Source organism: Leucobacter japonicus (assembly GCF_001273855.1).
In the GTDB taxonomy this organism is placed as follows: domain Bacteria; phylum Actinomycetota; class Actinomycetes; order Actinomycetales; family Microbacteriaceae; genus Leucobacter; species Leucobacter japonicus.
Genome location: NZ_JHBX01000106.1, coordinates 135,719 through 149,091, shown reverse-complemented (window position 1 = coordinate 149,091; position 13,373 = coordinate 135,719). Strand labels below are relative to the sequence as shown.

The window sequence follows — 13,373 nt, the reverse complement described above, 5'->3', positions numbered from 1 at the left end:
TATGATCCGGAAGATTAGGCGGTGGCGCATCCCGGAGCCGAAGCACATCAGCATCATCATGGGCATCGCTTACATCGTGTTCGTGCTCACGGGCTTCGCGACGCTCGTAACACCGCCCCGGTCGATCGTGGGACAGTTCGGGGAAGTGACGATGTTGCTCGTGGGCGTGTTCTTCGTACTCGGAGGCAGTGTCGGCATGTTGGCCGGCGCACTCGAATGGTGGGAGCTTGAACGGTTCGCCGTGGTCACTATGGGGATGGGGCTCGCCACCTACGCATACATCGTGACAACCCTGCACTTCACCACCGAGGGTTCACGCCTCACACAGTTGGGCGTCATCACGATCGCAACCTGTTTACTGGCGCTCCGTGGGGCGATGATCTGGCGGTACGACTTTAAGCCACGGGGGTGATCGGATGACACCGATTACCTCTCTCGACGCACTCCTGTACACGGTGCTTGGTGCTGCTCTGCTCTGGTTGGGGCGCATCATCACGCGGTGGATTGATAAGTCCACTGCGGAGAGGCGTTTGCGGACTGATCGGGCCGCAAAGGTGGAAGCGAAGAACCGTCTGTTGACGGAGTCGTTGCATGACCACCGGAATGAAATGTTGAAGTCGGGGCAGTGGACGAGAGATACGCTGCCCCCGTTTATCCGGAAGGAAGAACTCTGATGTTCCGAAACATGAAGGCGGTTCGCGTCGCCATTTACCTCATCGGTGTCGCCGCGCAGGTCGCATCGTTCTTCGTCACGATCTACTCGCCCGAGCTCGCTCAGGCGTTCTCGCAGACCTCTGACGTGCTGGGTACGCTCGCGCTTGGTACTGCGTTGACGAATCTCTCCGACTTCGGTTCGGGAGATGCGGCCGGCGATCACGCCGCCTGAGTCAAAACGAATCAAAACGAAACACAATATTTTGTTTCAAGCCCCCATCTGGCCTTCGGGCTGGGTGGGGGCTTTTCGTCGTGCGTCTGCACGTTTCCGGTCTGGTGATCCTGGCGGGTACCCGTTGCCGTCCATGCCGGAGCGTCGTCGGTACGCGTTGATTGCTTCCTGATTGCCGCCGTCCGGCCGTGGTGGCACGGCCGGGTTACGTGACGGCCACGGCACCGCTTTCTCGGCGGCTTCTTTCGTGTCGAACAGCCCCATCATGTGCTGCTTGTGCCGGATAGGATGCCACGAGCACAGAATGAACCGCGCCTCACCCGACGCATCACGCATACCCCGGATGATCGCTTTCGGGTACTGCGCGAACTCACGCATCACCACCCATTCATCGGACGCGATCTGAATCAGGTTCGACCTTTGCACCATTCACCACCATTCGAAAGTATGTTCGAACAGTTTACGTATGTGGCGAACCATGCCGCACGACCGCACTGCAAAATCGACAACACAACGGCCTGCAAATTAGGCCGCCTAAATACCCGCTAACATCGCAAAACATAACTTCTTATTGCTTAAAACGACATTCAAGTGGTAAGTTTTGTTTGTTGCTCCCCGCCCTCCGTTTTCGGACTGGCGGGGTTTCTTTTTACGCGAGGGTGCTGTGACGACTGTAGAGCTGTTCATCGATTACCAGAACTTGCACCACTCGGCGCACGAGTCATTTTGCAGATCCGACGATGATGTGCGCGACTGCTTGATCCACCCGATGAAGTTTGCAATCGAAGTACTGAAGAAGCGTACGAACGAAACGGGGCAACAGGGCCTATCGATTCAAGCGGTCAATTTGTACCGTGGAATGCCAAACCCCCGCAAGGAGCCGCGTTTGGCGTCAGCGGCATCGAAGCAGCATTCTGCATGGGGTCGCTACGATCCACGAATCAAGGTGCACACGCGCTCGTTGAGGTACCCGGAAGAGTGGCCCGATGCGAAGGCAGAGGAAAAGGGTGTCGACGTGTTGCTAGCCGTGCAGCTTGCGCAGGCAGCGATAGCGAAGAGGGCCGATCTATTCATCGTCGTTACTCGAGATACAGACCTCATCCCAGCGGTCGAACTTGCGCGAGATGTGACGCCCGGATGTGTCGAAGTCGCCACATGGTATGGCCAATCCAAGCTTCGAATTAGTGGCGTCAAATCATTGATCCTCGGAGACGCTGCGTTCCGGGCTAGTCGCGACACAACGAAGTATTGGGACGATTTCACTCCTAGTTACTGAGTGTTCGAGGAAGCGAGATCAGCCCTGACACTTCTCTACACGCCTGTGCATAGAAGTGTTACCTAAACCGCACCCCATCGACGCCCCTATTCCCAGGGCATCTGTTCGGGGAGCGCTGGGAGTATCCGCACCACCCCGCGCTCATTGTTGACGCAGTGCACGGTGTCATCGATGCGTTCCGCACGACCACCACACGCGATACAGACGAACATACGTGTGAGGGTAGCCTCACAGTATGCTCATCGCCACTATCCGCAAGCTCGAAACCGTGACTGTTGAAGTGGCGGGTGAAGGACTCCCCGAGATCCAGGAGTTGTTGGAGCAGCATCGGCCTGAAGGGTTCGACCTCACCTCCGCACCCGTCGCCATGCTGAAAGGGCAGACCGCGATCACAGCAACCGGCACGTACTCGAAACGCGACGGGCTGCAAGAGATCGAAGGCGCGGACCTTGCTGACGTGCGATCCAAAGTGCCAGACGGGTGGCAGATCTTGAACGTGCGCAGCGCGTGACTGCGGCGAGCGCTGTCACATGCGCTCAGTAGCGAGCGGTTTCTGGTTCTCATCTAGGAGGATCACGCGGTAGCTCGTGCGCGACCCGGGAACCATCGGGTAATGGAATGAAGCACTGTAATGCTCCATGCTCAGCAGGCTCGTGATGTGTGCCGTGAACAGTGTCTCGTTGGTGTCGATCTGCTTGCGCTTGTTTGTGTCCCAGCATGTGGCGGAGACGATGAGCATGTCGACGCCCGGATCTGTTTCGCCGTTCTCGTCAATGGCGGTGAAGAGGTGCGACGCGGATTGTCGGCTGATGCAGAGCTTGATCATGATGTGCGGTTGCATCGGGTGAAGCCCCTGCACTTTGCGGGCTTCCTCGCCGCGGGTCGTGGGGTCGGTGGCTACGTTCTTCCAAATGGTGACGGTCTCGTTATGCTCGATCTTGTTCATGCCGGGAGGCTAAAACGGGCCACCGACATTCACGACAAGAGACCGGACAGTGCTTCCATCGCGGATGTCAGGCGCGGGTCGGAGCGGCGCACCTTGTAGGCGCGTGACTGCATCCGCGTTGAATGGCCCACGATCTCGATAATGAGATCCTCCGGCACGTGTGCTTCGTAGAGCAGGTCTACGGTCGTGTGGCGGAGATCGTGCAGGCGTACGTGTTTATCCGTGATGCCGGATCTCGTGAGCCAACGCTGCCATCCCACGGTGACGCTGTCGGGATCGATCGGGGAGCCGTCTTCGTGGCAGAACACGAGGCCATGGCGAGACACTCCCGCGCGCTCGGAGTGGATAGCAAGCATCGACTTCAGTGGGTCAACGAGGGGCAGCACTCGATTACCTGCCTGAGTCTTCGTCTCGACCAGATAGAAGTTGCCCGACAAATGCTGCGTCGAGTAATCGGCCGGCGCTGACTCGACATCTCGGATGCGTTGCAACTGCACGTTCACATCAATGTACGTCGACAGCCGGTCGTACTGCAGCCCCAAAGCTTCCCCGCGACGGTTTGCCGTAAGCAGGTAGTAGGCGTAGAGCATGGGCATGGGGTCGTATTCACCAGGCGCATCGAGCGCTACAGCCGCCGCTCGCAGCACTTGCTTGGCTTCCGTAACGTCCAAGACCTCGAGCTGCGGTTTCCGCTTCCTGGGGGCATCCATGAGGTCGCACGGATTCCGCCCAAGCTTGCCCTCCCGCTCGGCGATCTTGAGCGCTCGCGCCATGACCCGGTGAGCGTTCAGTGCGTAACTAGTTGACAGCTTCGGCCCATCAGGATCAGAAGACTTCTTCGGGGTGGACAGGATGCGATCGTGCACTTGCCGGATATCGTCCGGGGTGAGCTTCGCCAGCTTCTTCTTCCCGATCGCCGGAACGATGTGATTGCGAACCACAGACTCGTACCCGACCAGCGTGTTCGGGCGAATGGTCGCTGGTGCCACTTGCTTGATCCAGTAGTTGAACCACCATGCAACGGTGGGGGAGGAAGTCGGCAAGTCGCCGCGATCCTCGAGCACGCGCCGCTCTACTTTGAGCTTCTGCTTCACTGCACTCTGAGATGAGGCGTACAGAAGTCTGCGGCGACGCTTGCCTGCGCGCGTGGGGAGTTCGAGAACAGCTACCCACATCCCATCTGCACGTTGGTAGATGGATTCCTGTTTTGACCTAGGCAAGATGCCTCCTGTAGCCGCTTACTGTAGCCAGCGGTATTTGCGAATGTGGCTCATATTAGCAAACAAGATGGCCGATTGACCAGAAAAGCTCATCTTTTGGCCGCTAAGAATAGGCTGAAAATCGAAAGGTCACCGGATCGATGCCGGTCGGAGCCACTGTGGGAGTATTACGCCCACTCCGAACCCTCGCAAGGCTTCTACTTGCGGGGGTTCTTTTTATATGTCGGTTGTGCGTGTCTTCTTAAGCGCACCCGCTGTTAGGCTCCGATCGTGGAGTTCGAAACCTACGCCCGCAGGTTTGCCGCGGCAGTCGTGTGCGAAGGCAACGATTCCGAGGGCTACACGATTGAGGCGATCGCATGGGCGCCGTCGGACTTCATCATTGTGACCTACCTCTGGGGTGCAGGATCCCGCGTGTACGGCGGCATCTTCAGTAAACGCGAGTACGACGAAAACTTCGATGCGCGGCCCGACGCCCCCGAGGCGTACGCCAGCATCGTTTCGACGATGGACATCCAGTCACCCACGGGGCCTGGTGTCGCGCACTCCTTCCCGTGGGAGAGCGTGCTGCAGGTTTCGAATGGGCCGGTGTATTGGTGTGAACTGAGGTGGAGACTCCCGGAGTTGCTGCCCACGCTGCTCTATCACCGGCTGCACGACCCACGTGAGTGGCAATAAACGCGTCGAACTAGGCTTGAACACAATGTCTCTCGAACTTCCCATCAGCACTGACCGGCTCGTGCTCCGTGCGTATCGCACTGAAGATACTGGCGCTTTCCACGCGATCTACTCGCAGCCGGAGGTTGCAAAGTACCTGCTTGATGAGCCGTGGACGCCTGAGGTCGCTCAGGCGAAGATTGCCGAGCGGATCCTGCGCACTGGTCTCGACAGCGACGCCCACATGCTCGGTCTGGTCATTGAGTTCGACGGAACCGCGATCGGCGATGTCATGATCTGGCTCACCGACATCGAGCGCGGTGTCGCCGAGATTGGCTGGGCGCTTGATCCGGCGTTCGGTGGGAATGGGTACGCGCGTGAAGCTGCGGCAGCGCTGCTCGACGTGGCATTCGATGTGTACGAGCTGCACCGAGTCGCGGCCCAGCTGGATCCGCGCAATGTCGCCTCAGCGAAACTCGCAGAGGGTCTCGGCATGCGTCGAGAAGCGCACCTGCGCCAGAACTGGTGGAGCAAGGGCGAATGGACGGACACGGTGGTCTACGGGCTCCTCGCGAGCGACCGTGAAATTGGGTCGCGTGCGCAGTAATCAAGGCTGCCTGTAACGCGGCGTCACATTCGCCGAAGGTGACACCGCGCAATCCCTACGATAAGTATTTGTTGCGATTCGCGATCAGCGTTGGTGATGCGAGGTGCCTGTTCGGGCGCCCGAGTCTCGGTCGCTCAGAATGCAAGGCAGGGCAGATGACGGCGGAGAGCCTGGACGTTTCGCGCCCGGCGAGCGACCTTCGGCAGCCGGTTCGGGGCGACGCTCCGACGACGCCCGAATCGCGTGCACCCGAGGCGCGCGCACGCGCCAGAACCCGCAAGCGCTTCCCGATCGGCTGGATCCTGCCGGTCGCCATCGTGCTCGTCTGGTTCGCGGCCTACCAGTTCCAGTGGATCAACCCGGTGCTGTTCTCGTCTCCGGTCGAGGTCGCCAAGGCCTTCTGGAGCGCGGTGCTCGACGGATCTTTCGTCACCAACCTCAGCGCGAGTGTCGGCCGCTGGCTGCTCGGTTTCGCGATCGGCGGTGCGCTGGGCCTCGCCGCCGGTGCGCTGACCGGGCTGTCGAAGGTATCGGAGCGGCTGCTCGATCCGTCATTCCAGATGCTCCGTACCGTGCCGATCATGGGCCTGGTGCCGCTGTTCATTCTCTGGTTCGGCCTGGGCGAGCCGCCGAAGGTGATCCTCATCGCCGTCGCGACCTTCTTCCAGATGTACATCCAGGTCTTCGCGGGCATCCGCAGCATCGACCGCAAACTGCTCGAAGTCGGCCGAGTCTACGAACTCTCCACGTGGCAGACCCTGCGCCGCATCATCATCCCGGGGGCGATGCCGAGCATCCTCCAGGGCGTGCGGCTCGGGCTCGGGATCGCCTGGCTCGCACTGGTCATCGCCGAGCTCACGGGCGCGAACACCGGCATCGGCTACTGGATGCAGACCGGTCGCGAGTACGTGCGCGTGGACATCGTGCTCGCCGCGCTGATCGTCTTCGCCGCGGTCGGCAAGATCGTCGACTCGCTCGTGCGGCTGCTCGAGCGTCGTCTACTCGGCTGGCGCGACAACATCGAGAAAGACATGAACGCATGAGCAAGCAACTGCGCATCGAGCACGTATCGCGCGTGTTCGCAGGCACGAGCAGCGACGTCGTCGCGCTCTCGGACGTCGACTTCACCGTCGATGCGGGGGAGTTCGTCGCACTCGTCGGGCCCTCCGGCTGCGGCAAGTCGACCCTGCTGCGCGGCATCGCGGGGCTCGATACCGGGTTCACGGGCGCAATCCATGTGGGGGAGCGACGCGTCGTGGCCCCCAGCGTGGAGTGCGGCGTCGTCTTCCAAGAGCACCGGCTGCTGCCGTGGCTCAACGTGCGCGACAACATCCTGTTCGGCGTCACCGAGGGCCGCGAGGCCAAGAATGCGCGCGCTGATGAATTGCTCGCGCTCATGCACCTCGAAGCCTTCGCCGACGCCTACCCGCATCAGCTCTCGGGCGGTATGGCGCAGCGCACCGCGATCGCTCGCGCCCTCGCACCTCGCCCCGAGGTGCTGCTGCTCGACGAGCCGTTCGGGGCGCTCGATGCGTTCACGCGCGTCGAGATGCAGGAGGCGCTGCGCGAAGTGTGGCGCACGCAGAACACCACCGCGGTGCTCGTGACGCACGACATCGAAGAGGCCGTGGTGCTCGCGGATCGCGTGGTCGTCATGGCGCCTCGCCCCGGCCGCGTGCAGCACATCGAACAGATCGACCTGCCGCACCCTCGGGTGCGGGCGAATGCCGAGTTCGGTGCCTACCGTGCCGGTCTGCTCGCGCAGTTCGACCTCGTGCACTGAACCTCCCCCAGACCCACCACCCCAGTTCGAAGGAACCACTGATGCAGACCTCCTCACGCATGCGCTTCGGTATGCTCGCCGCAGCCGCAGCGCTTGCCACCCTGCTTTCGGGCTGCGCCGGCGCAGCATCCGGCAGCAACGCCTCGGGCGATGACGCGAGCTCGGTCGATTTGCCGCGTGTCTCGACCGTCGCTTCGTACCCCACGCTGCCGTCAGGCCTGAAGCAGGGCCTCTTCGACGATGCGTTCGGCGCAGACGCTTCGGGCATGCAGATCGATTACGTCGCTTCGGGCCCTGACGGGGTGCAGGCGCTCACCGGCGGCCACACCGACATCGTGATCGGCGGCTACGACCCGGGTGTGCTGCTCACCGGCGACGTGCGCATCCTCGCGCTCACCGAGGCGAGCCCCGAAACCCACGCGGTGCTCGTCAAGCCGGGCTCGGACATCGCGAGCGTCGACGACCTGAAGGGCAAGACGGTCGGCGGGTTCCAGGCGACGCTGCCGCCGTTCCTGTCGCTGATGCTGGAGAAGGACGGACGCGATCCTGACTTCATCAATTACATTCAGGTGCCCAACGACGGTGGGCTCGCGGCGCTGACCTCGGGCGCGATCGACGCCTGGTACACCTGGGATCCGTTCTTCGCTCAGGCGGAGCTGCAGGATCTCGCGAAGCCGATCGTCACGGGCGACGACTTCTTCCTGAACCCAATCGTCATGCAGACGACCCAGAAGTACCTCGATGAGCACCCCGAATCGATCAAGGCGTTCATCGAGGGCTACATCGCCTCCACCGACTGGATCAACGCGAATCCCGACGAGGCGCGTGACTACATGGCCGAGGCGACGGGCATGACGAAGGAGGCGGCCGAGATCACCATCGACCGTCGCCACTACGAAGTGACGGTGCCCTCGGACACCGACATCGACTGGATGAACCGAGTCGGTGAGCTGCAGCATGATTCGGGCCTCATCACGGGTGTGCCGGATCTCACCACCGTCATCACCTCTGACGTCACGGCCGAGGCGCTCGCCGCGCAGCAGGGCTGACGTCGCGATGACCGGCCTCGACGGCCTCGCCCGCCTCGAACGCGTGGTCGCGGATGACGCCGCAATGGTGGCGTATCCGTCGACCACGTGGACGCGTGCGGCGACGCAGCACGCGGCCGACGTGAGTCGCGACATGGGGGCGCATGCGGTGCACGCCGCGCGCGCAGCCGACGATGCGTCACTGTTCGTGGCCGACGACGTCGACGTCGTGATCATCGGGGCCGGTCAGGCCGGGCTCACCACCGCGGCGAAGCTGCGCCGCGAGGGTGTGGAGCGCGTGGTGCTGGTCGACCGCGCTCCCGAGGGGTTCGAAGGTCCGTGGGCGACGTGGGCGCGGATGCGCACACTGCGCACCGCGAAAGAACTGCACGGACCCGACACCGGCATTCCCTCGGCGACTTTCCATAGCTGGTATCGCGCGCAGTACGGCGAACCCGAGTGGGATCATCTCGACCTCATTCCGCGTGAGCTCTGGATGGCCTACCTGCGCTGGATCACTCGCGTCTTCGATCTCACCGTGCGCAGTGGAACCGAAGTCACCGACGTCGTGCCGACTGCGAGCGGTCTGGCGGTGCACCTCGACGATGGGGGCACACGGTCGTCGGTCACCGCTCGCCGCGTCGTGGTTTGCACCGGCACCGACGGTATCGGTGGCCCGGTGCTGCCCGAGTGGACGCGCACGCTCTCGCCGGAGCTCTGGCGCCACTCGTCGCACGATCTGCCGCTCGACCGGCTGAGCGGCGCCCGCGTGGCGGTGCTCGGCGCGGGGGCGAGCGCCTTCGACAACGCTGCGACCGCCCTCGAAGCCGGCGCGCAAGTCACGCAGTTCGTGCGCCGCGATCACCTGCCCACGGTCAATGGCCTGCGGTCGCTCGAGAATCGCGGCATCTTTCGTCATTTCGACGCGCTGCCCGATGCCGACCGTATCGCGATCGGGCGTCGCACCCTGTCGCTCTCGGTACCGCCGCCGCAGCACTCCGTGGCGCGCTGCACCGACTTCGATACCTTCGACCTGCGCTTCGGGTCTGCTTGGGCGTCGGTGCACGAGCGCGGAGGCCGCGCCGTCGTCACCCTGTCGAGCGGCGCTGAAGAGGAGTTCGACCTGCTGATCGCCGGCACCGGCTTCACCGTCGACCTGACCCGCGTGCCGTGGCTCGCGTCGCTGCGCGACGGCATCGCGACCTGGGCGGATCGCGCCGACCTCGGCAGCGATCCGGCTGATGCGCGGCTCAGCCGGTACCCTTACCTCGCTCGAGGAATGACCGCGACTCCCCGAACACCCGAAGCCGAGAGCTGGGCGCACCGCGTGCACTTCCTCAACCAAGCCGCATTTATCAGCGCGGGCCCGGCCGCGGTGGGAATCAATGCGCTGCCCGCCGGCAGCGACCATCTCGTCGCGGAGCTCTGCCGCTCGCTCGTCGCGGAGGATGCCGAGCGGTTCACGCAGGGGTTTCTGGACGACACCGTCGAACGTGTCGCGTTGACCACGGTGTAGCTCGCACGACTACTCGGCTGCCGCGCCACCGATCTCGGTGGTGCAGTCGACGAATCCGGTGTCACTCGACCGCTCGATGACGACGGAGCCGTCGACCGACACACGGCACGACACGGTGCGGTTGTCGATCGCCAAAGCGGGCAGCTGCACGATCAGCTGCACATGGTCGACATCGGAGCGGCGCTCCTCGGTGAACACGCGCTCGGCCGTTTCGGTGACGTCGTCATCGCCGACGATGTATCGCACGCTCACCGATTCGGCGGAGGCCGTCTGCGCCTCGAGCACGAGGTCGCGCTGCGCCGATGAGGAATCTGCGGGGCCGCCGAACGCCCCGAACGCCCAGACCAGAAGCCAGACGGCGGCGATCACTGCAGCGGCTGCAAAAGCCCAGTCTCGTGGCCTGCGTACGAAAGGAACGGGGAAGGGCTGCGACTGCTGCGCCATGGATTTCCCCTCGAACGATTGAAACGCGATATCTCCAGCATTCCTGGTATGCCGGGGAGTGAGCAACCCCGCTGGCGGGTCGGCCCGAGAGGCGCGCATGACCTCGACGGCATCAGCGCAACCCCGAGCGGCAGCGGTCGCCCGAACCCTACGATTGACGCATGACGGCTCTGATCTGGTTCCGAGATGATTTGCGCCTCGCCGACCACGCGGCACTCAGCGCGCTCGCCGATGACCCGGAGGGCGTGGTCGCGCTGTTCGTGCTCGACGAAGAGTCGGATGAGACGCGCGCCCTCGGTGGCGCGACGAAGTGGTGGCTGCACCATTCGCTGACCCGGCTGCAGGCGTCACTCGAGCAACACGGTGTGCCGCTGGTGTTGCGGCGCGGCCGCGCGGAAGAGATCGTGCCGGCCGTGGTGTGCGAAGCAGGGGCGGATCGCGTGGCCTGGAATCGCCGCTACGGCTCCGAGCGGCACATCGATGCCCGCATCAAGGAGCAGCTGCGCGCGGACGGAGTCGACGCGCACTCGTACCCGGGTGGGCTGCTGTTCGAGCCGTGGACGATCGAGACCCAGACCGGCGGGCACTACCGCGTGTACTCGCCGTTCTGGCGCGCGTGCCTGGGGATGCCGGCGCCGCCCGCACCGCTGCCGCGCCCGCGCGCGCTGCGCGGCGTCGCCGAGCCCCCGGCATCGGACGCACTCGACGACTGGGGCCTGCTGCCGACGACTCCCGATTGGTCGGGCGGGATCGCCGAGACGTGGACCCCGGGCGAGCGTGCGGCATCGCTGCGCCTCACCAAGTTTTTGGACGGCCCCACAAGCGAGTACGCGACGCAGCGCGACTTCCCGTCCGAAGACGTCACCTCGGGGCTCTCGCCGTACCTCCGGTGGGGCGAGATCAGCCCGCGCACCATCTGGCACCGGGCGCTCGAATCGGGCAAAGACGTGGGCACATTTTTGTCAGAGCTCGGTTGGCGCGAGTTCGCCTGGCACACGACCTTCCACAACCCCCCCGCTGCACCTGCACGGCCTGAACGCACAGTTCGACGACTTCCCGTGGAAGGAGCCCGACCATGAACAGCTCCAGGCCTGGCAAATGGGCACAACCGGCTACGGTCTCGTCGACGCAGGTATGCGCGAGCTGTGGCACACCGGATACATGCACAACCGGGTGCGCATGGTGACGGCGTCGTTTCTCACCAAGAATCTGCTCACGGACTGGCGGATCGGTGAGGCGTGGTTCTGGGACACCCTCGTCGACGCCGATGAGGCCAGCAACCCGTTCAACTGGCAGTGGGTCGCGGGGTGCGGAGCCGACGCGGCCCCCTACTTCCGCATCTTCAACCCGGCGACACAGCAGAAGAAGTTCGACCCCGATGGGCACTACGTGAATCTCTGGGCGTCAGACAGTGTGATGTACCCCGAGATCGTCGACCTCCGCGCGACGCGCGCACGGGCGCTCGCCGCCTACGATCAGGTGCGTAACGGCGGGTGACTATTTGCTCGGGTTCGAGAACGCCACCCCGAAGCAGATGCCCAGCGAGAGCCCCATGGTGATCCAGAGCCCGATGTTGTCGGTGAGCACGCCGATGACGACGCCCGCCAGCGCGCCGAACACGAGCCCGTAGGCGAGCCGGCGGTTCGGGCCAGCACTGGGGTCGTCGTCAGACGGCTCGCGCTGCTCCGGCGGTGTCGGTCGTTGCGTGCTCATAGGGCGAACCTACGTGCCAGGATGCCTGCGCACATCCCCCTTGCGGGGGAGAACCAGGGTACGCGAGTGCCGATGCCGAGTACGCTGACCCTGAGGCCACAGTCGAGAGGAGTGCGGGTGCGCCCCTCAACGAATCGAGCGTTCACGTGGATCGCGGTGACCCTGATCGTCGTCGGTGGACCGCTCGTGCTCGTGCTGGGACTCGCCGCGACCGGGGTCGATGTCGAACTCTCGCTCGGGGCCGGGCTCGCGGTCTTGGGCATCGTCATGTTCGTGTGGCTGGTCGCCGCGCCGATCCTCGTGCTCATCACCGTGGTCATCGCGGTGCGGGATTCCATTCGCGTCATCGCGGCGAACCCGTCGGGCGAGGTGCGGAGTCGCTATCAGCGCACCTGGGCGATCGCGTCGGGGATCGCGGTCGCGGTGGCGATCCCGATCGTGATCGTCTACGCCGGGCTCAGCGGCATCGCGTTTCTGGCGACGCTGTTGAGCGCTGCCGTCGTGTGCGGGGCCGCGGTCGTTTTCTGGGTGTCGCTCGATCGGCCAGTAGCCCCGGGTCAAGCCCCTGGCGGTGCGCAGCCGGGGCGCGGACGCGCGACCCGCTGGTCGATCGTCGCGGTCGCGGCCCTGGCCATCTTCGCGGTGGGAGCGACGGCCGTGCAGGGGGCGCGGGTGAGCGCGTACCACGATGCGGTCGACCGCACGCTCGCACTCGATCGCGAGAACGCGGCCACCGAGTCTTCGCGCGATGTGGTCTTCGCGCGCATCTGTCTCGGGGCCGGCGATATCGACCAGCGATTCCAGAATCTCGAGTCCATCGTCACGGCTGAACCTCCCGTGCTGCCCGACTTCCGGCGAGCACGACTGCAGGCGGAGATCGACGCGGCTCGTACCCAGCGCGCCGAAGTCGACCGGTCGTTCTGCGCCGACGTCGCCCCGTCGCTCGAACGTCGCATCGAGCAGCACGGTGGCGACGTGGACAGCATCGACTGGTCGGATACCGCGTACGACGCTCCGCTGACCGAGTACCTGCGTCTCGACGTCGCCGCGCCGCAGGTACGGTCATTCTTCACGGTCACCCCGCTTGCTGCGCGCGAGGCAGAGGCGGCCCGGCATGCGGCGCTGGATCGCAAATCGGCACTGCGAGACGCGAGCTCCGGTGAGCGGACGCTGGAAGTCAACGCACTCGGCGTGTATCGGATCCCTGATGCCGCAACCCTGCGGGAGCTCGAACCCCACGCTGATGACCTCCCGGCCATCGCCCGTCTGCTCGACCGAGCACCATGAGGCTGTTCGC

At 64.1% G+C, this 13,373-nt stretch carries 18 protein-coding genes; 13 read left to right on the top strand and 5 right to left on the bottom strand.

The genetic code is table 11. The annotated features are described in order from the left end of the window. Nucleotide 1: 1 nt before the first annotated feature. Both AMS67_RS08555 and AMS67_RS08545 read left to right on the top strand, forming a co-directional pair. Nucleotides 2-412, top strand: coding sequence for a hypothetical protein (locus AMS67_RS08555; protein ID WP_053386987.1), 411 nt, complete (start codon nucleotides 2-4; stop codon nucleotides 410-412). 261 nt (nucleotides 413-673) lie between these two features. Then, nucleotides 674-886, top strand: a complete 213-nt coding sequence (locus tag AMS67_RS08545) for a hypothetical protein (RefSeq protein WP_053386985.1) — start codon at nucleotides 674-676, stop codon at nucleotides 884-886. A 36-nt stretch (nucleotides 887-922) separates the two neighbouring features. On the opposite strand, the gene AMS67_RS08540 is transcribed toward AMS67_RS08545, so the two are convergent. Continuing rightward, nucleotides 923-1,315: a hypothetical protein gene (locus tag AMS67_RS08540; protein ID WP_053386984.1), complete on the bottom strand. Its 393-nt coding sequence runs from the start codon at nucleotides 1,313-1,315 to the stop codon at nucleotides 923-925. Nucleotides 1,316-1,550: 235 nt separating this feature from the next. Between AMS67_RS08540 and AMS67_RS08535 the strand changes: the two genes are divergently transcribed. Together AMS67_RS08535 and AMS67_RS08530 are read left to right on the top strand one after the other, a co-directional pair. After that, the gene (locus AMS67_RS08535; protein ID WP_053386983.1) at nucleotides 1,551-2,162 is read left to right on the top strand and encodes an NYN domain-containing protein; all 612 of its coding nucleotides are present in this window, start codon (nucleotides 1,551-1,553) and stop codon (nucleotides 2,160-2,162) included. A 235-nt stretch (nucleotides 2,163-2,397) separates the two neighbouring features. Continuing rightward, on the top strand, nucleotides 2,398-2,673 hold the full coding sequence (locus AMS67_RS08530) for a hypothetical protein (RefSeq protein ID WP_053386982.1): 276 nt from the start codon (nucleotides 2,398-2,400) through the stop codon (nucleotides 2,671-2,673). Between the two features lie 15 nt (nucleotides 2,674-2,688). Here the strand turns inward: AMS67_RS08530 and AMS67_RS08525 are convergent, their stop codons facing one another. Together AMS67_RS08525 and AMS67_RS08520 are read right to left on the bottom strand one after the other, a co-directional pair. Next, the gene (locus AMS67_RS08525; RefSeq protein ID WP_053386981.1) at nucleotides 2,689-3,108 is read right to left on the bottom strand and encodes a hypothetical protein; all 420 of its coding nucleotides are present in this window, start codon (nucleotides 3,106-3,108) and stop codon (nucleotides 2,689-2,691) included. 29 nt (nucleotides 3,109-3,137) lie between these two features. Beyond that, on the bottom strand, nucleotides 3,138-4,202 hold the full coding sequence (locus AMS67_RS08520; protein ID WP_162230836.1) for a tyrosine-type recombinase/integrase: 1,065 nt from the start codon (nucleotides 4,200-4,202) through the stop codon (nucleotides 3,138-3,140). 396 nt (nucleotides 4,203-4,598) lie between these two features. On the opposite strand from AMS67_RS08520, the gene AMS67_RS08515 reads away from it, so the two are divergent. From AMS67_RS08515 to AMS67_RS08490, 6 genes are all read left to right on the top strand, one after another. After that, nucleotides 4,599-5,006 (top strand): hypothetical protein, encoded by a 408-nt coding sequence (locus tag AMS67_RS08515; protein ID WP_053386979.1) that lies wholly within the window; start codon nucleotides 4,599-4,601, stop codon nucleotides 5,004-5,006. Nucleotides 5,007-5,031: 25 nt separating this feature from the next. After that, on the top strand, nucleotides 5,032-5,592 hold the full coding sequence (locus tag AMS67_RS08510; RefSeq protein WP_053386978.1) for a GNAT family N-acetyltransferase: 561 nt from the start codon (nucleotides 5,032-5,034) through the stop codon (nucleotides 5,590-5,592). Nucleotides 5,593-5,747: 155 nt separating this feature from the next. Further along, a complete protein-coding gene (locus AMS67_RS08505) occupies nucleotides 5,748-6,635 on the top strand; it encodes an ABC transporter permease (RefSeq protein WP_053386977.1) in 888 nt (295 codons plus the stop codon). Continuing rightward, nucleotides 6,632-7,375, top strand: a complete 744-nt coding sequence (locus tag AMS67_RS08500; protein WP_053352736.1) for an ABC transporter ATP-binding protein — start codon at nucleotides 6,632-6,634, stop codon at nucleotides 7,373-7,375. The genes AMS67_RS08505 and AMS67_RS08500 overlap by 4 nt, the downstream gene beginning before the upstream one ends. A 41-nt stretch (nucleotides 7,376-7,416) precedes the next feature. After that, nucleotides 7,417-8,424 carry an ABC transporter substrate-binding protein gene (locus AMS67_RS08495; protein WP_053386976.1) on the top strand — a complete coding sequence of 336 codons (1,008 nt, stop codon included), beginning with the start codon at nucleotides 7,417-7,419 and terminating at the stop codon, nucleotides 8,422-8,424. Nucleotides 8,425-8,431: 7 nt separating this feature from the next. Continuing rightward, a complete protein-coding gene (locus AMS67_RS08490) occupies nucleotides 8,432-9,919 on the top strand; it encodes an FAD/NAD(P)-binding protein (protein ID WP_053386975.1) in 1,488 nt (495 codons plus the stop codon). Between the two features lie 9 nt (nucleotides 9,920-9,928). Here the strand turns inward: AMS67_RS08490 and AMS67_RS08485 are convergent, their stop codons facing one another. After that, nucleotides 9,929-10,363: a hypothetical protein gene (locus tag AMS67_RS08485; protein WP_156316582.1), complete on the bottom strand. Its 435-nt coding sequence runs from the start codon at nucleotides 10,361-10,363 to the stop codon at nucleotides 9,929-9,931. A gap of 161 nt (nucleotides 10,364-10,524) precedes the next feature. Between AMS67_RS08485 and AMS67_RS08480 the strand changes: the two genes are divergently transcribed. Continuing rightward, nucleotides 10,525-11,442 (top strand): deoxyribodipyrimidine photo-lyase, encoded by a 918-nt coding sequence (locus tag AMS67_RS08480; RefSeq protein WP_370726589.1) that lies wholly within the window; start codon nucleotides 10,525-10,527, stop codon nucleotides 11,440-11,442. Next, nucleotides 11,381-11,860, top strand: a complete 480-nt coding sequence (locus tag AMS67_RS18225; RefSeq protein ID WP_370726590.1) for an FAD-binding domain-containing protein — start codon at nucleotides 11,381-11,383, stop codon at nucleotides 11,858-11,860. Before AMS67_RS08480 ends, AMS67_RS18225 begins: the two co-directional genes overlap by 62 nt. Here AMS67_RS18225 and AMS67_RS08475 read toward each other — a convergent pair whose 3' ends face one another. Then, nucleotides 11,861-12,076, bottom strand: coding sequence for a glycine zipper domain-containing protein (locus tag AMS67_RS08475; RefSeq protein WP_053386973.1), 216 nt, complete (start codon nucleotides 12,074-12,076; stop codon nucleotides 11,861-11,863). It lies immediately after the preceding gene. Nucleotides 12,077-12,193: 117 nt separating this feature from the next. Here AMS67_RS08475 and AMS67_RS08470 point away from each other — a divergent pair, with 117 nt between their 5' ends. Next, nucleotides 12,194-13,363: a hypothetical protein gene (locus AMS67_RS08470; RefSeq protein WP_053386972.1), complete on the top strand. Its 1,170-nt coding sequence runs from the start codon at nucleotides 12,194-12,196 to the stop codon at nucleotides 13,361-13,363. Nucleotides 13,364-13,373: the final 10 nt, after the last annotated feature.